The organism is Pseudomonas paraglycinae (assembly GCF_021601625.1).
GTDB lineage: Bacteria > Pseudomonadota > Gammaproteobacteria > Pseudomonadales > Pseudomonadaceae > Aquipseudomonas > Aquipseudomonas paraglycinae.
In genome coordinates, this window is record NZ_BQHR01000001.1 from 471,475 (window position 1) to 491,598 (window position 20,124).

General features: G+C 61.3%; 11 protein-coding genes. 5 read left to right on the forward strand and 6 right to left on the reverse strand.

What is annotated here, in order from left to right; genetic code table 11:
- Positions 1-93 precede the first annotated feature (93 nt).
- From cobG to L6D82_RS02080, 5 genes are all read left to right on the forward strand, one after another.
- A complete protein-coding gene (gene cobG, locus L6D82_RS02060) occupies positions 94-1,392 on the forward strand; it encodes a precorrin-3B synthase (protein ID WP_102688352.1) in 1,299 nt (432 codons plus the stop codon).
- A complete protein-coding gene (locus tag L6D82_RS02065) occupies positions 1,385-2,011 on the forward strand; it encodes a precorrin-8X methylmutase (protein ID WP_085609238.1) in 627 nt (208 codons plus the stop codon). The genes cobG and L6D82_RS02065 overlap by 8 nt, the downstream gene beginning before the upstream one ends.
- The gene (locus L6D82_RS02070) at positions 2,008-2,742 is read left to right on the forward strand and encodes a precorrin-2 C(20)-methyltransferase (protein ID WP_007951035.1); all 735 of its coding nucleotides are present in this window, start codon (positions 2,008-2,010) and stop codon (positions 2,740-2,742) included. The genes L6D82_RS02065 and L6D82_RS02070 overlap by 4 nt, the downstream gene beginning before the upstream one ends.
- Positions 2,742-4,445 (forward strand): precorrin-3B C(17)-methyltransferase, encoded by a 1,704-nt coding sequence (cobJ, locus tag L6D82_RS02075; RefSeq protein WP_102688351.1) that lies wholly within the window; start codon positions 2,742-2,744, stop codon positions 4,443-4,445. The genes L6D82_RS02070 and cobJ overlap by 1 nt, the downstream gene beginning before the upstream one ends.
- A gap of 324 nt (positions 4,446-4,769) precedes the next feature.
- Positions 4,770-11,909, forward strand: a complete 7,140-nt coding sequence (locus tag L6D82_RS02080) for a TcdA/TcdB pore-forming domain-containing protein (protein WP_373870895.1) — start codon at positions 4,770-4,772, stop codon at positions 11,907-11,909.
- 66 nt (positions 11,910-11,975) lie between these two features.
- On the opposite strand, the gene L6D82_RS02085 is transcribed toward L6D82_RS02080, so the two are convergent.
- The 6 genes from L6D82_RS02085 to dusB all read right to left on the reverse strand — a co-directional run bounded on the left by L6D82_RS02085 (position 11,976) and on the right by dusB (position 19,998).
- Complete coding sequence (locus L6D82_RS02085) at positions 11,976-12,572, reverse strand: MarC family protein (RefSeq protein WP_007951032.1); 597 nt, start codon at positions 12,570-12,572, stop codon at positions 11,976-11,978.
- 63 nt (positions 12,573-12,635) lie between these two features.
- Positions 12,636-15,413: a hybrid sensor histidine kinase/response regulator gene (locus L6D82_RS02090; protein WP_236187951.1), complete on the reverse strand. Its 2,778-nt coding sequence runs from the start codon at positions 15,411-15,413 to the stop codon at positions 12,636-12,638.
- 102 nt (positions 15,414-15,515) lie between these two features.
- Entirely contained in the window at positions 15,516-16,808 is a 1,293-nt protein-coding gene (gene purD / locus L6D82_RS02095) for a phosphoribosylamine--glycine ligase (RefSeq protein WP_007951030.1), read from the reverse strand.
- A gap of 172 nt (positions 16,809-16,980) precedes the next feature.
- Positions 16,981-18,588, reverse strand: a complete 1,608-nt coding sequence (gene purH / locus L6D82_RS02100) for a bifunctional phosphoribosylaminoimidazolecarboxamide formyltransferase/IMP cyclohydrolase (RefSeq protein ID WP_102688348.1) — start codon at positions 18,586-18,588, stop codon at positions 16,981-16,983.
- Between the two features lie 82 nt (positions 18,589-18,670).
- A complete protein-coding gene (fis, locus tag L6D82_RS02105; protein WP_002555375.1) occupies positions 18,671-18,991 on the reverse strand; it encodes a DNA-binding transcriptional regulator Fis in 321 nt (106 codons plus the stop codon).
- Entirely contained in the window at positions 18,988-19,998 is a 1,011-nt protein-coding gene (gene dusB / locus L6D82_RS02110) for a tRNA dihydrouridine synthase DusB (protein ID WP_007951027.1), read from the reverse strand. The genes fis and dusB overlap by 4 nt, the downstream gene beginning before the upstream one ends.
- Positions 19,999-20,124 lie beyond the last annotated feature (126 nt).

The following is a 20,124-nucleotide window of genomic DNA, read 5'->3' on the forward strand; positions in this document are numbered from 1 at the left end:
TTTTCATGCCGTCGGACAAAGCAGGCATAATACCGCGCCTTCGCCCGCGAAGCGCCTTTCCCACAGAGCTGCCAGCCCTTGAACGAACGTCCGATGTCCAACGCCATACGCCCCTCGGCCTGTCCGGGGTTGCTGCGTATCGTCCAGGCGCTGGACGGCGGGATCTGCCGGATCAAGCTCGATGGCGGTTCGATCACGGCCGATCAGGCCGATGCGGTGGCCAATGCCGCCGAGCGGTTTGCCGGCGGGGCGATCGAGGCGACCAACCGGGGCAATCTGCAGATTCGCGGGATCGGCGAGCAGTCCGCCGCGCTGATCGAAAGCCTGCTGGCCGCCGGTCTCGGGCCGCGAACCGCAGCGGGCGACGATGTGCGCAACCTGATGCTCAGCCCCGCCGCCGGCATCGACCCGCAGATGCGCTTCGATACTCGTCCACTGGCCGGGCAGATCCTCGAAACCCTGCAAAGTCATCCGCGCTTCCACGAGCTGAGCGCCAAGTTCGCCGTGCAACTGGACGGCGGTGAAGCGCTGGCGATGCTCGAACATCCCCATGACCTGTGGTTGTCGGCATTCGAAGATCGCGGCGACACGCTGCTGGCGTTCGGCCTGGCGGGTTGTCCGACGGATCGACCGCTGGCCGCTGTGGCGCTTGCGCACGGACATGCGCTGGTGGTCGCGGTGCTGGAACTGTTCCTCGATCTGGCCCGACCGGAGCAGACGCGAATGCGCCATCTGCTGGATGAATGCCCGGCGCCGGTGTTCCTGGAAAAAATCGCTCAGCGGATCAGCCTGAAAGCCGCTGCTGATTGGCAGCGCGAAGCCGGACCGGAGGGTTTGCACCTTGGCATCCACCCTCAGCAATCGGCCGGTCAGGTCTATGTCGGTGCTGCCCCGGCGCTTGGCCGCCTTGATCCGGACATGCTGCGTGGCGCCGCACACCTGGCCAGAACCTTTGGTGACGGCAGCCTGCGTTTCACCCCTTGGCAGAGTCTGTTGCTGCCCAATGTGCAGGAAACCGATGCGGTTCAAGTGCTCGACAAATTGAGCAAGCTGAACCTGCTGACCCGCATCGAAGACCCCCTGTCACACCTGATCGCCTGCACCGGCGCCAACGGCTGCGGCAAAGGCCTGGCCGACACCAAACACGATGCCCGCCTGCTGGCTACGCTGTTGCCACACGCCGTTGATGTGCACCTGTCCGGTTGCCCGCGTTCCTGCGCCGCCGCACATCGGGCAGCGGTGACTCTGCTGGCGGTCGGCCCCGGCCACTACGATCTCTATTTTCGCGGTGCAGCCCTGCCGGGTTTCGGCGCGCTGCACGCTCACAACCTTACTATCGAAGCGGCCGCGACCCTGCTCGCCGCCCGCTCACGGAGCCCCCTTGATGCTTGATTACATCCGCGACGGTCAGGAGATCTATCGCAACTCCTTCGCGATCATTCGCAGCGAGGCCAACCTGGCTCGCATCCCGGCCGACCTGGAAAAACTCGCGGTGCGGGTGATCCACGCCTGCGGCATGGTCGAGGCCATCGACGGGTTGCAATTCTCCGAAGGCGCCGGCAAGGCCGGGCGCGATGCGCTGGCCGCTGGCGCGCCGATCCTGTGCGATGCGCGGATGGTTTCCGAGGGCGTGACCCGTGCGCGCCTGCCGGCCAACAACGAGGTGATTTGCACCTTGCGCGATGACAGCGTGCCGGAGCTGGCGCGCGAGCTGGGCAACACCCGCTCCGCTGCCGCGCTGGAACTGTGGCGTCCGCATCTGGAAGGCAGCGTGGTGGTGATCGGCAACGCGCCGACCGCGCTGTTCTATCTGCTGGAAATGCTCGACGCCGGCGCCCCGAAACCGGCGTTGATCCTCGGCTTCCCGGTGGGCTTCGTCGGCGCCGCCGAATCCAAGGCCGAACTGGCCGCCAACAGCCGTGGCGTGCCGTTCGTGATCATGCAGGGCCGCCTCGGCGGCAGCGCCATGGCCGCCGCTGCGGTCAATGCTCTCGCCACGGAGATCGAATGATGCAGGCTCAAGGACGTTTGATTGGCCTGGGCGTCGGCCCCGGTGATCCGGAACTGATTACCGTCAAGGCCTTGCGCCTGCTGCGCGAATCGCCGGTGGTGGCGTACTTCGTGGCCAAGGGCAAGAAGGGCAACGCGTTCGGCATCATCGAAGCGCACCTGCAGGACGCCCAGAATCTACTGCCGCTGGTGTACCCGGTGACCACCGAAGTGCTGCCGGCGCCGCTGTCCTACGAACAGGTGATCAGCGATTTCTACGATGACGCGGCAGAAGAAGTGGCCGCGCATCTGGACGCCGGTCGCGACGTGGCGGTGATCTGCGAAGGTGACCCGTTCTTCTACGGCTCCTACATGTACCTGCACGATCGCCTCGCCAGCCGTTACGAAGCCGAAGTGGTGCCGGGCGTCTGCTCGATGCTCGGCGGCGCTTCGGTACTGGGCGCGCCGCTGGTGTATCGCAATCAGAGCCTGTCGGTGCTGTCCGGCGTGCTGCCTCACGATGAACTCAAGCGTCGCCTGGCGGATGCCGATGCGGCGGTGATCATGAAACTGGGGCGCAACTTCCCGAAGGTGCGCGACGTGTTGGCAGAGCTGGGTCTGGCCGAGCGTGCGCTGTACGTCGAGCGCGCGACCATGGCCAACCAGAAGATCGTACCGCTGGATGAGGTCGAGCCGATGTCGTCGCCGTACTTCTCGCTGATCATTGTGCCCGGCGAACGGTGGCAAGGCTGATGACCCATTCCACACCGGCCATCGTCATTCTCGGCCAGGGCGCACTGGGCACGGCCCGTCGTCTTCAGCAGGTCTATCCGGCCGCGCAGATTCATGGACTAAAAGGGCGCGTCGAAGGCGCGGACCTGACTTACAGCGACTTCGGCGCAACCCTGCGCGAGCTGTATCAACAGGACACGCCGATCATTGCCCTGTGCGCGGCCGGCATTGTCATTCGCACCCTGGTGCCGCTGTTGCTGGAAAAAGGCGTCGAGCCAGCGGTGCTCGCCGTGGCTGAAGACGGCAGCGCCGTGGTGCCGCTGCTCGGTGGCCTCGGCGGGGTGAACGTCATGGCCCGCGAGATTGCGTCTGCGCTTGAAGTGGCAGCGGCGATTACCACCAGCGGCGAGTTGCGTTTCGGCACCTGCCTGCTCAACCCGCCCGGCGGTTATGCCCTCGGCGATCTGGAGCAGGGCAAGCGTTTTGTCTCCGACTTGCTCGCCGGCCACAGCGTACGCATCGACGGTGCTGCGCCGTGGCTTGAGCAGGCGCAACTGCCGGAAGATCCACAGGCGCAGCGCTCGATTCATGTGGGCAGCGATGCCCGCGCGGCGAACGCCAGTGAGTTGCTGATTTATCCGCGTAGCGTGGCGGTGGCGGTCGATACAGATGTGGCCGATCTACCGGATGTAATTCGCGATGCGTTACTTCAGGCCGGTGTGGCAATTCAATCGCTGGCCTGTCTGGTGGCGGCTGATACTCAGATGGCCAGTCCGGCGTTGCGTGACGCCGCGCTTGAACTGGCTGTGCCGTTGCGCTTTGTCGCGCCGGCGAGTGACATCGTTGAGCTGGTTCGCGATGCAGTCCCCGACGCTCGAATCATCACAACATCCCGCGACCTTGCCATCGCCGTGGCCGAACAGCCGCTGGATGTTTCGCAGATCGGTCGTCCGCGTGGTCGCCTTGCTGTCATTGGCCTTGGCCCGGGTGCGGCAGAGTTGATGGTGCCGGCGGTGAAAGCCGAACTGGCCCGCGCCACTGACGTGCTGGGTTACGAAACCTATGTGCGCATGGCCGGCCCGTTCCGCGACGATCAGGTGCAGCATTGCACCGACAACCGCGAAGAAATGCAGCGTGCCCGTCACGCCTTCCGGTTGGCCGCTGAGGGTCGTTCGGTGATCGTGGTTTCGTCCGGCGATCCGGGCGTGTTCGCCATGGCGGCGGCGGTGCTTGAAGCATTGCACGAGTCGACGGATCCGGCGTGGCACAGCGTCGATCTGGAAATCCTGCCGGGTGTTTCGGCGTCGCTCGCCACCGCCGCTCAGGCCGGTGCGCCGCTGGGCCATGACTTCTGCGTGATGTCGCTGTCGGACAACCTCAAACCGTGGTCGATCATCGAGAAGCGTCTGGATCTGGCCGCCGAGGCGGATCTGGCATTGGCCTTCTATAACCCGATCTCCCGTGCCCGTCCGTGGCAACTGGGGCGAGCGCTGGAAATCGTCGCGCAACACCGCACGCCGCAAACACCGGTGGTGCTGGGCCGCGATATCGGTCGGCCGGGGCAGACGCTGCGCGTCACGACACTGGGCGCGCTGACTCCGGAGCAAGTGGACATGCGCACCATGGTGCTGATCGGTTCTTCCACTACCTGCACTTTCCCTCGAGCCGAGGGCGGGGAGTGGGTTTATACGCCGCGCTGGTACGGGGAAAAACCGGCCGGCTGATATCCCCGCACTGTCGAGTGGCAATGATCGATAAAACAAACAAGGCCGCGAATTCGCCATTCGCGGCCTTGTTTTTTTATGTGCTTTTTAATGGCTTGTTTATTTCGATAGTTGGCTCGATGTTATTGAATATTTCCCTGGACATTGTTTGAAGTGTTTTGTGTGTGTTTTTGGTTTTTGTTTTGTACTAGTTTCAATTTTGTGAAGCTTGCTCAATTTTTTATATTGATGATTTTTAAGTGTTGCAAGTCTTGTTACTTGCAGTGCAGACGTGTGCCAGCCGATTGGCAGTGCACATGGTTCACCACTCAGGGAAGTATTAAAATGCAGGATGCTAATGTTGATGTTGTCGATGGCGGCTATGTGAAGTTCGTCAATCTGTTCAAGTTGTCTGATCTTGAACAGGCGCTGTTGCCCTACAAGAATACTGTTCGTCATGACGAAGTGATCCGTTACTACTTTGCTTGTGTCGGTTTGCTCGATTCGCCAAGGCTTCTGCAACCGCTCGCGCTATTCAAGCGGGCGCTTGCAGAGTTCGATGGCCTGCGGGTACGACGTGAAGTGGAACAGGCGCCTGCTCCGGGCCTGGACAGCAAGAAGACACCTGATCTTTCAGAAATCGGCGCCAGAGTCGCCGATTTTGAGTCGCGTCTGAGTTACAGCGTCGAACTGATGAAAACGCCCGCTACGCAAGTGCCGAAGATCCTGCACTTCATCTGGCTGGGTGGCGGCATCGGCGAGATTCAGCGCGACTACATCAATGTCTGGAAGCAGGTATTGGCTGGTCAGGGTTATCAGATCAACGTCTGGTATGACAGTGATGCGTTGCTGGCCTGGCAGGCCAATCGCTTGATGGTCGATGCGGCGAAGGCGGACGCCATGGAGCACGGGGGCGTCGATAGCACTTCCGATAAGGTATTGGGCGAAATGTATGTGGCCCGCGCTATTGCGTTGAAGCAACAAATGAGCGAACACATTGATGCGGCAGTTGCGAAGGGCGAATCAGCCGATGAAGCAAGGGTGCAGTTGTTGAGCCGTGCTTATGGTCAGAGTTCTCAGGACTTACGGGTGTTGAAGGCAAAGAACCGTGAAAGTATTGATGCGCTGGTCGGAGGTGACGTTCGCGTGCGCGATCTGGCGGGTTCGGAAATACCTTTGAAGTTGCGGGATATTTACCAGCGGGAAATGCGCATGCGGGGCAACCTGGCGGCGGCATCGGATATCGTAAGAGCAGAGGTCTTGTACTTTGAGGGCGGCAGTTACACCGATGTCGATAACTTGCCGCCGTTGCTGAAGGAAATTGCAGGTGTCGATATAAGCGACTTTGGTGAGGATGCTCGACTCGGTGTTTTGCAGTTGATGCTGGATCAGAATCCTGACTGGATGCCAGGTCGACAAGCGTTGCGGGGGCAATACAGAGACAAGCTGTTGCAAATACCCGAAGAGCATCGCACGGTACTGCAAGCGTTTGCCAAAAGCCGGCCGCCTTTGACCCAAGTGTTTCAGCCTCCACAGGATCTGCTTGTCCGTCCCTACGCATTGCGCGCGGTGGCAAAGGGAAACACGATCAGCAATGCCTACATGATGGCGCATGCCGGCTCGGCGGTACTTGAGTCCGTGCTCCAGCGCTTCAGGTTCAACTATGAATTGATCGATGACACCGCACGGTTGGCCACTGACAAAGGTATCAGTCTTCAAGAGCATGAAGCCATGGATACACTGGCTGGTGAAGTGCTGGAAAAGTCTTACGGGCCTTTGTTTGATTTGCCCGGAATGGAAGCCATCTTTGCGTCTTATCTGGCAAATGCCGCAGCCGGATACCACAACGAAGGTATCCGACCAAAAAATGAGGGGACCATTTATTTGACCGGACCGGTCGCGATCAAGGATGGCACCGGCGATTTCGAAAAGGCATTTTTAACGCCCGAGGGCGCGCAGGCGTCACGGCGGGAAATGGCCATCGCACCTCTGCAGACGGTCAATCAACTCACTGAAGAGGAACTGGATCACTCCTGGAAGGAAAACGAAACCGATACTCAGAAGTGGCTCGAGACTGAGCAGCAACGCTGGCGCGATGGCCAATTCAAGAGCCGCTACGCCGGGAACATCGCTGAGTTGTTGAAACAGACGACCGTCGAATTCGAACTCGGCTGGCCGCTCATCGAAGGACGTCATGTCCTGAATACCGAGCTGTTGCAGCGGATGGCTGATCACCTCGGCGAGCCGTTCACCAAGGCGATGACGAACGGTCACGACGGCACCCTTGTGTTCGCTGAAAGATTGCCGCTGAGCTTCGATGATCGTCAGGCCATCCGCAATCAGGACACTCGCCTGCGGCCACCGGCATTCCCGAAAAATCCGGTTGCCCAGAGCCTCGCACTGGATGAGCTGTTGATCGGGTTGGGCGCCGGTTCCTGGCAACTCGAACAGCTCACCCCGTTGCAGCGTTTGACCATCGGAGCATTGCTGGGCGCTGATTCACTGGACGCTCAAAGCTTTTCCGCCTTGCGCAGTACGCTGGACAATCTGATCAACAGCCTCAGTGAGCGCGGTACGGCAGGGCGCTATGCGGCGATTGAACAGCATCTCTATCAGCACCGCGCACCTGCGTTCATGGCAGGCATGTCCAGTGTGGGTGATGAATTGCCCGCGCATCCGATCACCGCACTTGGCCTGAAAAAGAATGCCTTGGCCAACACTGCGACACTGTTTGACTGGGGGCGTCAGGTGGCGCAGATCCAGCGGCTCGCTACTCAGGAACACCGCGAACAGGTTCTGGAGCGGCTGGAACAGGTGCTCAGTCAGTTCGAGGCCGGCACTGTCAAAATGGTGCCTCAGGATTTGTTGATGCACGGGCCGGGTGACACTGCGGCCGGCCGCTGTTTTCCGCTGGCGCTGGCGATGGGGGCCGCCCTCACACAGGGCGAGGGAGCGACCCGGCAATTGCGCGAGCGATTCTTTCTGGCGGTGCTTGAGCCGGAGCACCCGGACTCGAAGGCGTTTCTGGCCGCGCTGGAGGAAATGCGTGGCGTGAACGCAGCCGATGTGGGCACGGCGCTGGGGCGGGGCGATCTGGACAAGATGGTCGCGACACTCGAGGCGTCCGTGGGGCCGCGAACCCTGATGCTCAACTCGGATAACCACTCGATGCTGGTGGCTCGGACTGTACACGGGAGTACGGTCATTTATCACTTCTACGATCCGAACTTCGGCCTGTTCCAGTTCGACAGCTCCGTAACCTTCAGAATGGCCCTTGGGCAATTTTTCAAGCAGGCACAGATCGCCCGTCATTACGCCGTGTACGGCAAACCTGGCCGGCCACAGTTCGATCTGATCGATGTGCATGGGGAAAAAGTCGCCGATCTGAACCTGTCGAACGGCAGCAAGGTAAGTCAATTGCTCAGGGACGAGCCGCTGCCGGACAAACCGTTCAGGTCGGTTCGCCAGAGGATGAACAGTGCTCACGGACGAACGCTGATGGAGAACTCGCGGCTGGGCAAGGCACTGTTGTCTTCAGACAATGACTGGTGGGGCGGGGAGATTGCCGACATGACGGCGCGGTTGCAGGAGGGCCATGACTCGGTGACGCCTCTTGTGCCGTTGTTCGACTCGCTGGAAGTGACGCCCGAGGGCAGTTATCGGGTGGGCATGATCGATCCACAGACCGGCGAGTTGGTCGCCACGGTCGTCAGCCGGGATGATCGCCTGCTGCGAATCAAAAATTACCTGACTGACCTGTTTTCGAGCCTCGGGCGCAAGCGTCCGGTCGGTGATGCTGTGGATCCGACCGAGGCAGCGGCAGTGCATACGCTCAATGCCGGTTTCGCGGTGCAGGCCTTGATGAATGCTTTGCGTGGTCGCGAAGGTGAAGACCGCACACTGACAACGGCGGTGCAGTGGCATGCCTACGTCAATTACGCACAACTGGTGCATGGCAATGTGGTCGATGTGGCGGGACTGATCGGTCTGGTGCAGGCCGCGCTGCGCGATGAAAAACTGATCGCCCGCACCACTGCGAAGGTGGTCGGCGAAGCGCTCGAGCCGTTGACCGGCAGATCCCTCGGCGCTGTGGCCGGGCATTTGGGCAACGAAGGCGTCGGCGCGGTGTTGGGTCTGGCCAATGTCGGTTTCGATATCTATCAGTTGGCGACGGCACGTAATGATGTGGAGACAGCCACCTACGCCACCCAGCTGACCTTCGATGCCAGCAGTCTGGCCCTCACCGGCGCGGGACTTGGCGCAGCGTTTGCCGGTGCGGGTACGGCAGCAGCGGTGCTGGGAGGCGCCGGGGTGATTCTGGGTGGCCTTGCGGTCGGCGTGACTGCGCTGGCGCAGAGCTTTGCCACTATCGCTGAAGAAGCGAAGGCGGTCGGGCTGTTTTTTGCGGAACTGGAGCAGGCGCATCACGGGGACGGATTTCACTACAGCGGCGAGCAAGGTGCCTGGTTGCCGCGACCCTCGCTGATCATCAACGATCTGGACCTTAGTACGGGCAAGCTGCTGCTCGACAGCACCCGTCTTTACCCGCTGCGCGATCATTTCGGCGTGCCGGATTTCGAGGTCGATTACCCGCGAGCGATCCACCTCAGCAAAGAACTGGGCTATCCAGCCGAGATGAAGTTCTCACCGTCCGCCGAGCAGGCCATTGTCTTGCCGTGCACGCCGCTTACCTGCTATCGCTACGAGTACCAGATCCTGCCGTTCGCATCACAGCGCCACGACAAGGGTTTCGACATCGCCCGGCGTCTGGAGAAGAAAAAAGCGGACGGTCAGTGGCTGTTCCTGTTTTCGTTCTACTCGTTCCCCAGCCATTACATTGTCCATCGGATGTACCCCGATTATCGCCCGACCGAGATCCGGGTCACGCTGGATGCGCAGGCGCGCAAACTGGTTGTGCCGGTGATCCCCGAGCCTTGGCGCGAGCAGGTCAGCTATCGGATTCAGGGTGGTGGAGGCACATGCACACTCGTGCTCAACCCCGGCGTCAATGTCGGACTGACGTCAGTGGGCAAACAAAAGGACCGCTGGATCATTGTCGCGCCGTGGGCCGTCGAGAAGGACATCGTGCTGGGCAACAACGGGCAGTTCGGTATCAAAGGTTGCGAGTTCAAGGTGACGGCGGACATTGCCCCGGAGATTTCCCTGCTGATCGAAAATGGCCGGCTCTTCCGGATTGCCGGCAATAAACGGACTGAACTGGATCTTCTGGAAGAACAGGCGCCCAGAGGCCTGGACGGCCAGGTCCTGCAGGATCATCTGCAAGACCTGGCGCGAGCCCATCGATTGGCGCTGCGCTATACGCCGATCCACGACTACCTGATTCCGTTCGAGAACATCAAGGCGCCGCGTTACACCAATGGCTGGTATGACGCTGTGCAGGACCGGATCCTCTATATCCGCAACGACGAGGTGTTCGACGATGAAGGGCTGTTGTCGGTGGTGGCCGGCGATTCGGCATTTTTCCATGATCCGATTGGCTACGAAATCTGTCAGGTCGATGCCGGCACCGGCCTGCTCAGTCATCGCTTTCGTTTGATGTTTCGACGCACCGGCGTCAGCACGATTCTTAGCGTCGAAGCCGATGGGCAGGGTGTCGTCCATGTGGTGCAGGAATACGCGTATGAGGACGGTACGCGTGAGCGCCTCAACTACCTGATTCATGAAGGTGAACTGTGGCTGAGCTCGGTTACCCGTGGACTTGAGCCGGGTTTCCAGATGTTGCTCGATGACGGCACGCCGTTGCCTGCCTGGACATCGGTACTGGGTGATTGGGTATCGCTCAAACCGGTCGATGCAGACAAAGGCTACGCCACGGTCGACTGGCAGTTCGCTGCTTACGTTTCGGTCTGCTGGAAGATCGAAGACAACGCTCGGGACATGGCCTGGGTCCGTACTCGTGACAACCTGATCGTGCGCCCGGTACCGCGCCGCCACCATGCCCGCGCCTGGCCCGACTCGATCCAGAACCTGAACGAGCTGATGCTGCTGACGCCCAGTGATGACGGCGACGTGTTTGTCATCTACGACCGGCAGTTCCAGAGCCTGTGCCGGGTGCAGCGCACCGTGACGCTGGAACAGATTCAGTGGTCGCACCGCTGGGTGCAGCCCGAGCGCCTGAAGCAGGTGACGGCTGAACACAATGGCTATCAGGCCCGCACCGGGGACGGATTGTCATTCGAAATCGGCGCTGACGGTGAAGTGCGTTTTGCGGGTCTGACCGAGTCCTGGCTCAAGGGGCGCAAACAATGGTGGCTGGCGCTCGACGCCATCGCCCGACAATATGCAGTGGAGAAGTTCCCGATTGTCGGCATTGCCAATACTGCCGGGGATGCGCGCTTGCACGCCTGGTACGTGGACAACCGCTTGTTGTTGTGTGACGCGCAACCAACACAGCTCCGGTTGCTGGGCATGACACCGGACAATCAATCGGCGTGGCTGTTCGAGCCCGAAAGTGGCGAGGTCTGGCGCCAGACGTTTATCGATCCGCATCAACTGCAGGCGGCATTCGGAGACGGCTCGCAGTTGTTGCAAAGCCGGATGCTGCCAAAACCAGAGCGGCAGTGGACGGCGTGGCGCTTTGCCGATGTACGGGTCGACGGTGCCGGTCTCTTGGGCACGACGCGCGAAGGCGTGGTGCTGCAACTGGAGCATCAGGAACCACCGCAGATCATTGGCGTGCAACACGATTGGCTGGCGGCCCATGGCGAGCATCTGATCAGAGACTTGCAAGCCTTGCTGGCGAACGCAGCGCATCGTCCATTCATCTCTATCGCTTCTCAGGAGGCCAGTGTGCAGTGGTATATCGCTGACAGTGCACGGCTGATCCAGATTCCCGCTGTCGACCTGCCGGAGGATTACGAGCTGCTTGGAACCCGAAAGTACGCTGAAGTCTTGTTGCATGAATCGCGCGAGCGGGTCGTTCAGGGTTATCCGAGCATGCGCCAGATCAAGCCGCTGGATTACGTCCAGCGCACGGGTGACGTGCTGGTGCTCGAGGGACGGGTGGATGTCTACGATCTTCTGCCGGTGATCCCGGACGATGTGCGCACGCTGGTTCTGCGGGTAGGGCGCGGTTGGATGAAGTGGCATCTGTCCGAGGCGCTGATGCGCAAGCTCGATTCATTGGTGGTTGATTGCCGTTATCCGCTGGTGGGGTTTCCCGCGGTCATGAGTCGCTTGATCCTGACCATGGCTGATCCACACAAGCTCGAAGTGGGGATGGTCGACGATCACCTGGTGGTGATCGATCCCGACAGTGAGCACTGTGTGCTGATACGCAATGCGGATGCATCAGATCCCTCGCTGCGGGGCGATGCCATGCTTGAGGTCAAGGGCCTGCGTCCGTGCCAGGTGTCGACGCTGGTGCGCTGGCTGAAGGCGCGCAAGGAGGGCGCCGAGGGCGTGACGCTGAAAGCGCTGATCGATCAGGCGGATGCGAAGAAAACCGTCGAGTCTGCGGGTTGACGGTGCGCGGGCGCTGACGAAAAAAGACCGCCGACGTTGCCGTCGGCGGTCTTTTCGTTTCAGGGTTCAAGGCACCAGATAGCCTTTGACCCCGGTGAAGATGATCTGCGCCGCCAGTGCGCACACGAACAGCCCCATCAGGCGGCTGACGATCTGCAAACCCTGATCGCCGAGAATGCGTTCGATGCGGTTCGACAGGTACAGCACCACGCCAACCGTGAAACTGGCGAGGGCGATGCTCATGATCGCGAACAGCTTGTCGTCCCAGTGCGGCTGGCTGACGCCCATCACCAGCAACGCACCGATGGTGCCGGGGCCGACGGTCAGTGGAATGGTCAGCGGAACGATCGTCACGTCCTGCTGCACGTTGTCGGTCTGCACGGCCGACTTGCCCTGCGCCATGCCCAGAGCGGAAATGAACAGCACGCTGCCGGCGCCGATGCGGAAGGCGTCCACCGTGATGCCGAACACATCGAAAATCACCCGCCCGAACAGGTAGAGCAACACGCTCGAAACCAGGGTGGCGACCGCCACTTTCCAGGCCAGACGGCGTTGCTCCTTGCGCGAGTAACCGCGGGTCAGGCTGATGAAGCAGGACAACACGAAGAACGGGCTGTAGAGCACCAGCATCTTCAGGTAAACACTGAATAACACGTGGAGCATGGCGCGGGCTCGCTGGCGGGGAAAGTCGGGGGGAGTCTAACAGGCGCTATCGTGTCTGTCGGCTCACGACGGTTGTGTCGTCGCACGGTTCTGCTGATCACGCTGGGCCACCCAGTGCTCGATCAGCTCACGCAGTTGCGACAGCTCCACCGGTTTGGCCATGTGCCCGTCCATCCCGGCCTGGCGCGCACGCTCCTTGTGTTCGGCGAGGATGTGCGCGGTCAGCGCCACGATCGGCGTGCGGATGCGCTGATTGCCGACTTCCCAGGCCCGCAGTTGCTGGGTGGCGGAGAACCCGTCGAGGATCGGCATTTCGCAGTCCATCAGCACCAGGTCGTAGCGTTGGGCTTTCATCGCTTGCAAGGCTTCCTCGCCGTTGCTGGCGGTGTCTGGCTGCAGGTTGAGTTTACCGAGCATGCCCCGGATCACCTTGGTCGAAATGGTGTTGTCTTCGGCCACCAGGATGCGGAAGTCACTCGGTACCTTGACCGGTGCTGCGGGGCTCGCAACCTGTGGCTGGAACACCACCTGGCCACGATTGCGCTGGTTCAGTTCGTCAGCCAGCGTGGTCTTGAGGGTGTAGCCGGCCACCGGTTTGGCCAGGATGCGCTTGATCCCCGAGTTGCGCGCGATGATCTTGCTCGGCGCATTGCTGATGCCGGTGAGCATGATCAGCAGGATGTCGTGGTTCAGACTCGGGTCTTCCTTGATCTTGGCGGCCAGTTGCATGCCGGTCATGCCGGGCATGTTCTGGTCGAGCAGGACCACGTCGAAGTAATCACGCAAATGCGCCTTGGTGCGTAGCAGGGCCAGCGCTTCCTTGCCCGACGGCACGGCGCTGACGTTCAGGCCCCAGGCGCTGCATTGTTGCACCAGCACCTTGCGGCAGGTGTCGTTGTCGTCGACCACCAGCACGCGTGCGCCTTGCAGCGGGCTGTCGAGGTCCGAGGTCGGATGCTCCAGACGATCAGGGTCCAGCGGCAGGGTCAGCCACAGCGTGCTGCCCTGGCTGGCGCCGCTCTTGATGCCGAACTCGCCCTGCATCAGACGGATCAATTGGCGGGCGATCACCAGACCGAGGTTGCCGCCCAGACGGTTGGCCGACAGGAAGTGCTTGCTGTGCAACTCGGCGTGCATCAGCGCGTCGCGTTCTTCCTGATCCATCGGCTGGCCGCTGTCCTGCACGGCAATGCGCAGGCGTGGCCCGGTGCTGCGTTCGTCGAGGGCGACGACCACCAGCACTTCGCCTTCTTCGGTTTTCTTCAGGGCGTTTTCCAGCAGGCTCAGCAACGTCTGGCGCAGGCGCGTCGGATCACCACTGATGACCCGTGGCACTTGCGGCTGGATAAAGCTGATCAGCTCGACGTTCTGCTGTTCGGCCTTGGCGCGGTAGATGCTCAGGCAATCGTCGATCAGCGCGTTGAGGTCGAACTGTACATCGTCCAGTTCGATCTGCCCGGACTCGAGCCGCGAGATGTCGAGGATCTCGTTGATCAGGGTCAGCAGTTCGTTGCCGGCGCTGTGGATGGTTTGCACGTAATCGCGCTGTTTCACCGACAGCGGCGTGCCGAGCAGCAGTTCGGTCATGCCCAGTACGCCGTTCATCGGCGTGCGGATCTCGTGGCTGATCTTGGCCAGGAACTCGGCCTTGGCATTAATCTCGGCGTTGCTCGCCGCGAGGTCGCGGCTGATGCTGAAACGGCTTTCGGTGATGCTGCGCTGACGCTCGCCGAGGGCGATGCTCATCAGCAGGCCGCTGATGCAGATGAAACCCATCAGGGTCATGATCAGGCCTTGCGGCGCCACCAGGGTCAGCCCCAGCAAGGCCGGGAGGATGATCAGCGTGCCGATGTTGAACACCACCATCGCGGCAACGAACAGCCGGGCAGGGCGGTAGCCTTTCTGCCAGTGATAGAAACCCACCAGCAACATGCTCAGCCCGGCCAGGGCCACCAGCGCGTAGGTAATGATGTTCAGCGGCAGGGTGTTGACGAACAACAGCAGCAGGCTGCAGATCACGATGAACAGGATGTCGCCGATCAGCAGCTTGTTCAGCGGATGCGGGCCGAGCGGCGCGAAGAAACGGTAGGCGAACATCAGGCCCGCCGGAGCGGTCAGCAGCAGGGCCAGATAGGCGCCGGGGGTCTGGATCGCATGCCAGTTCGGCAGCCACGGACCGGCGAGGTTGAGCAACAGCAACAGGCTCAGGCTCAACAGGCCTTCACACACTGCGAGCCACAGGCTGCTGCGCGAGCGGGTGTAGGCGTAGCGGATCAGGTTATGCAGGATCAGCATCGCCAGACAGCCGAACAGCAGGCCGTAGATCAGCGTCTGGTTGTGATTGGCCGCGGCCATCACCGCCGATTGCAAGGTGATGTAAGGGCGCAACTGGTGATCGGAAACCAGTCGCAGGTAGACGTCGAGGGGTTTGTCGCTCTGCGGCAACGGCAGCATGAAGTCGCTGCTGGGCAGCGGCCGCTCCACCTGGGGCTGGGTGGTGCCGGTGTCGCGTTGCTCGATCAGGCGATCGCCGTCGAGGACATACAGATTGAGGTGCGACAGGTCGGGGGCGAAGATCCGCAGCACTTGTTCGTGCTTGCCGGGCGCCAGCCTGAAGCGCAGCCACAGGGCGCCATCGGGTTCGGCCGCGGTCAGGCGGTCAAGTTCGATAGGGCTGAATTGATTGGTGTAGCGGGCGGAGCGGATGTCGCTCAGCTGGAGGTTGCCCTGATCGTCAAGCAATACCGACCAGCCACTGCCTTGCGCGGCCTGGGCCGGGAGCATGCAGAGCAAGGTCAACAGCGTGACGGTGAAGCCTATGGCAATCCTGAGCCAGCGCACGGCGAAATCCCTTCGTAGGTTGATGCCAGAATATAACGATGCGCAGCGTCGGAACAGTCCGGCAAGGGCGATGAGCCCCTGCCGGAAACACAGCGTAGCTTATTACTGAGACTCACCGCGTTCACGGGCAATGGCACGGTAGCCAATGTCGGTGCGGTAGAAGCAGCCTTCCCAGTCGATGGCCTTGGCCAGTTTGTAGGCCTGCTCCTGGGCGGCGCCGACGCTGGCGCCCATGGCGGTGGCGCAAAGCACCCGACCACCGGCCGTCACGACGTTGCCGTCCTTGAGCGCAGTACCGGCGTGGAAGACCTTGCCTTCCAGTGCGGCGGCTGCGTCCAGACCGTTGATCGGCGCGCCCTTGGCGTAGTCGCCCGGGTAGCCGCCAGCGGCCAGCACGATGCCGACGCTCGGACGTGGATCCCACTGTGCTTCAACCTTGTCCAGCGCTTGAGCCAGAGCAGCTTCGACCAGCAGCACCAGGCTCGATTGCAGACGCAGCATCACCGGTTGGGTTTCCGGGTCGCCGAAACGGCAGTTGAACTCGATGACCTTCGGATTGCCGGCCTTGTCGATCATCAGACCGGCGTACAGGAAACCGGTGTAGACGTTGCCTTCGTCGGCCATGCCGCGCACGGTCGGCCAGATCACCTGGTCCATCACGCGCTGGTGCACGTCGGCGGTGACCACCGGAGCAGGGGAGTAAGCACCCATGCCGCCGGTGTTCGGGCCGCTGTCGCCGTCGCCGACGCGTTTGTGGTCCTGGCTGGTGGCCATCGGCAGAACGTTCTTGCCATCGACCATGACGATGAAGCTGGCTTCTTCGCCGTCGAGGAATTCTTCGATGACAACGCGCGAACCGGCGTCGCCGAAGGAATTGCCGGCGAGCATGTCGCGCACGGCATCTTCGGCTTCGGCCAGGGTCATGGCGACGATCACGCCTTTACCGGCGGCCAGGCCGTCGGCCTTGATCACGATCGGTGCGCCTTTTTCACGCAGATAAGCCAGGGCCGGCTCGATCTCGGTGAAGTTCTGGTAATCGGCCGTCGGGATCTTGTGGCGCGCCAGGAAATCCTTGGTGAAGGCTTTCGAGCCTTCCAGCTGCGCGGCACCAGCGGTCGGGCCGAAGCAGTCCAGGCCACGGGAGCGGAAGAGGTCGACGACGCCGGCCACCAATGGCACTTCCGGACCGACGATGGTCAGGGAAACGTTTTTCTCGGCGAAGTCAGCGAGCTGCTCGAGGGCCAGCACGTCGATGGCCACGTTCTCGCACTTGGCTTCAATCGCGGTGCCGGCGTTGCCCGGTGCGACGAAAACCTTCTGCACACGTGGATCCTGAGCCACTTTCCAGGCCAGGGCGTGTTCGCGGCCACCGCTGCCAATGATCAAAACGTTCAAAGAGAGACTCCTTCGGAGAAAGCTGCAAGCTACAAGCTGCAAGCAAGAGCGAGTGTGTGACTCTCGATTACAGCTTATGGCTCTGAATTAATGAGGCTGCAACTGCAAGAAGGAGCGATACCTGACTGCTCTTTCTTGCAGCTTGCAGCTTGAGGCTTGTAGCTGCCGTGTATCAGTGACGGAAATGACGCATTCCCGTGAACACCATCGCGATGCCGGCTTCATCAGCAGCAGCAATCACTTCAGCATCACGCATCGAGCCACCTGGCTGGATCACCGCCGTGATACCGACCTTGGCCGCATTGTCCAGACCGTCGCGGAACGGGAAGAACGCGTCCGACGCCATTACCGAACCCGCCACTTGCAGACCGGCGTGCTCAGCCTTGATCGCCGCGATACGCGCGGAGTTCACGCGGCTCATCTGGCCGGCGCCGACACCGATGGTCTGGCGGTTTTTGGCGTAGACGATGGCGTTGGATTTGACGAACTTGGCCACTTTCCAGGCGAAGATCAGGTCGTGGACTTCCTGTTCGGTCGGCGCGCGCTTGGTCACCACTTTCAGGTCGTCGGCGCCGATCATGCCGATGTCGCGGCTCTGTACCAGCAGGCCGCCGTTGACGCGCTTGTAGTCCCAGGCCGGAACGCGATCCGCCGACCACTCGCCGCAGGCCAGCAGGCGTACGTTGGCTTTGGCAGCAACGATGGCGCGGGCTTCTTCGCTGACGCTTGGTGCGATGATCACTTCAACGAACTGACGCTCGACGATCGCCTTGGCGGTCTCGGCATCCAGTTCACGGTTGAAGGCGATGATGCCGCCGAACGCCGATTCGGTGTCAGTGGCGTAGGCCAGTTCGTAGGCCTGACGGATGCCGCCTTCGGCGTCCGGGCTCACGGCCACGCCGCACGGGTTGGCGTGCTTGACGATCACGCAGGCCGGTTTGACGAAGCTCTTCACGCATTCCAGCGCGGCGTCGGTGTCGGCCACGTTGTTGTACGACAGTTCTTTGCCTTGCAGCTGGGTGGCGGTGGCGATGCCGACTTCGGCAGGCTTGGCTTCAACATAGAACGCCGCGCTCTGGTGCGGGTTCTCGCCGTAGCGCATTTCCTGGGCCTTGATGAACTGGCTGTTGAAGGTGCGCGGGAATTCGCTGCGACCTTCGGTGCTCAGGGTGTCAGCAGCCTGGTTCACGGTGCCCATGTAGTTGGCGATCATGCCGTCGTAGGCGGCGGTGTGTTCGAACGCCTTGAGCATCAGGTCGAAACGCTGAGCGTAGGTCAGGCCGCCGGCCTTGAGGTTTTCCAGGACGTTGGCGTAATCGCTGGCATTCACCACGATGGCCACGTCTTTGTGGTTTTTCGCCGCCGAACGGACCATGGTCGGGCCGCCGATGTCGATGTTCTCGATGGCGGTCGGCAGGTCGCAGCCTGGCTTGCTGATGGTGGCTTCGAACGGGTACAGGTTGACGGCTACCAGATCGATCGGCTTGATGCCGTGCTCGTTCATGATCGCGTCGTCGATACCGCGACGACCGAGGATCCCGCCGTGGATTTTCGGGTGCAGGGTTTTCACCCGACCGTCCATCATCTCTGCGAAACCGGTGTAATCCGCGACTTCCACTGCGGCCACGCCGTTGTCCTGCAGCAGTTTGAAGGTCCCGCCGGTGGAAAGGATTTCCACGCCCAGGGCTTCCAGCTCCCTGGCGAATTCGAGGATCCCGGTCTTGTCGGAAACACTGATCAAGGCGCGGCGGATCGGCAGGCGGGTAGTCTGGTCGGTCATCTCAATTTCCATCAAAAGCAAGGGAAGTCAGCAAAAAAGGCGACCGGTTTTACGCGGGCGCCTTTCTGGTTTGATTGAATGCTTACAGCAGATCGTACTGTTTGAGTTTCTTGCGCAGCGTGCCGCGGTTCAGTCCGAGCAGCTCGCTGGCCTTGGTCTGGTTGCCCTTGACGTAGTTCATCACGCTTTCGAGCAGGGGAGCCTCGACTTCGGAGAGCACCAGGTTGTACACGTCCGTGACGGACGCGCCCTCAAGGTGGGCGAAATAATTGTGCAGCGCCTTCTCGACACTCCCGCGAAGGGTCTGGCCTTCTTCGCTCGGGGTATTGAGGTGCTGTTTCAAATTCACGTTGTCGCTCACGGGTGTTGTTCCACTCACTAAAGTCTCGGTCATCATCGTCATGCGGCCACCCCTTCTCCGTCCCCTGTCAGGCTCTTGTAACGTTCGGCGAAGAACTCCCGAACGTTGGCGCATTGTGTTTCCGTACCATCCAAACGATTGAAGTGGGCGCGAAATTCCCTGGCGCCCGGCAAGGTTGCGAGATACCAGCCCACATGCTTGCGGGCAATTCGCACGCCCATCACGTCCCCATAGAAGGCGTGGAGGGCGGCCAGATGCTCAAGCAGAATGCGTTCCACCTCGATCAGCTCCGGCGCCGGCAGTTTTTCGCCGGTACGCAGGAAGTGTTCGATCTCGCGAAAAATCCATGGCCGCCCCTGGGCGGCCCGGCCGATCAACAGGCCATCGGCACCGGTCGCGTCGAGCACGTAGCGGGCCTTTTCCGGCGATACGATGTCGCCGTTGGCAAAGACCGGAATCGACACCGCCTGCTTGATCGCGGCAATGGTGTCGTACTCGGCTTCGCCGGTGTACAAGTCGGCGCGGGTGCGGCCATGCACCGCCAGCGCCGTGATCCCGGCCTGCTCGGCGATCTTCGCCACGGTCAGGCCGTTCTTGTTGTCGCGATCCCATCCGGTGCGGATCTTCAGGGTCACCGGCACATCAACTGCCGCCACGACGGCATGCAGGATCTCGGTAACCAGTGCTTCATCCTTCAACAACGCGGAGCCGGCGGCCTTGTTGCAGACCTTCTTCGCCGGGCAACCCATGTTGATATCAATAATCTGTGCGCCCAGTTCGACGTTGGCCCGGGCCGCATCCGCCAGCATCTGCGCATCGCCACCGGCGATCTGCACCGAGCGTGGCTCGGGATCGCCTTCGTGGATCATGCGCATGCGCGACTTGCGGGTGTTCCACAGGCTCATGTCACTGGTGACCATTTCCGAGACTACAAGCCCTGCGCCCAAACGCTTGCACAGCTGACGAAAGGGCTGGTCGGTGACTCCCGCCATCGGGGCGAGGATCAAGCCGTTCTGCAATGTATATGGGCCGATGCGTACCGCCGACATAGGACTTCCCTGAAGTGGGGCCGGATCATGAGAGTTCGAAAAAGGGTTGGCATGATACCCGCTCTCGATGACTGGATAAAGGCTGAATTGAACAAAATCTGAACAGTTATTCTGTTATTACCGGCG

Bases quoted from the DNA above. Each gene is read 5' to 3' on its own strand.
- L6D82_RS02085 (WP_007951032.1), bottom strand. From the start codon at position 12,572: ATGCTCCACGTGTTATTCAGTGTTTACCTGAAGATGCTGGTGCTCTAC.
- purH (WP_102688348.1), bottom strand. From the start codon at position 18,588: ATGACCGACCAGACTACCCGCCTGCCGATCCGCCGCGCCTTGATCAGT.
- L6D82_RS02065 (WP_085609238.1), top strand. From the start codon at position 1,385: ATGCTTGATTACATCCGCGACGGTCAGGAGATCTATCGCAACTCCTTC.
- cobJ (WP_102688351.1), top strand. From the start codon at position 2,742: ATGACCCATTCCACACCGGCCATCGTCATTCTCGGCCAGGGCGCACTG.
- cobG (WP_102688352.1), top strand. From the start codon at position 94: ATGTCCAACGCCATACGCCCCTCGGCCTGTCCGGGGTTGCTGCGTATC.
- L6D82_RS02070 (WP_007951035.1), top strand. From the start codon at position 2,008: ATGATGCAGGCTCAAGGACGTTTGATTGGCCTGGGCGTCGGCCCCGGT.
- dusB (WP_007951027.1), bottom strand. From the start codon at position 19,998: ATGTCGGCGGTACGCATCGGCCCATATACATTGCAGAACGGCTTGATC.
- L6D82_RS02080 (WP_373870895.1), top strand. From the start codon at position 4,770: ATGCAGGATGCTAATGTTGATGTTGTCGATGGCGGCTATGTGAAGTTC.
- fis (WP_002555375.1), bottom strand. From the start codon at position 18,991: ATGACGATGATGACCGAGACTTTAGTGAGTGGAACAACACCCGTGAGC.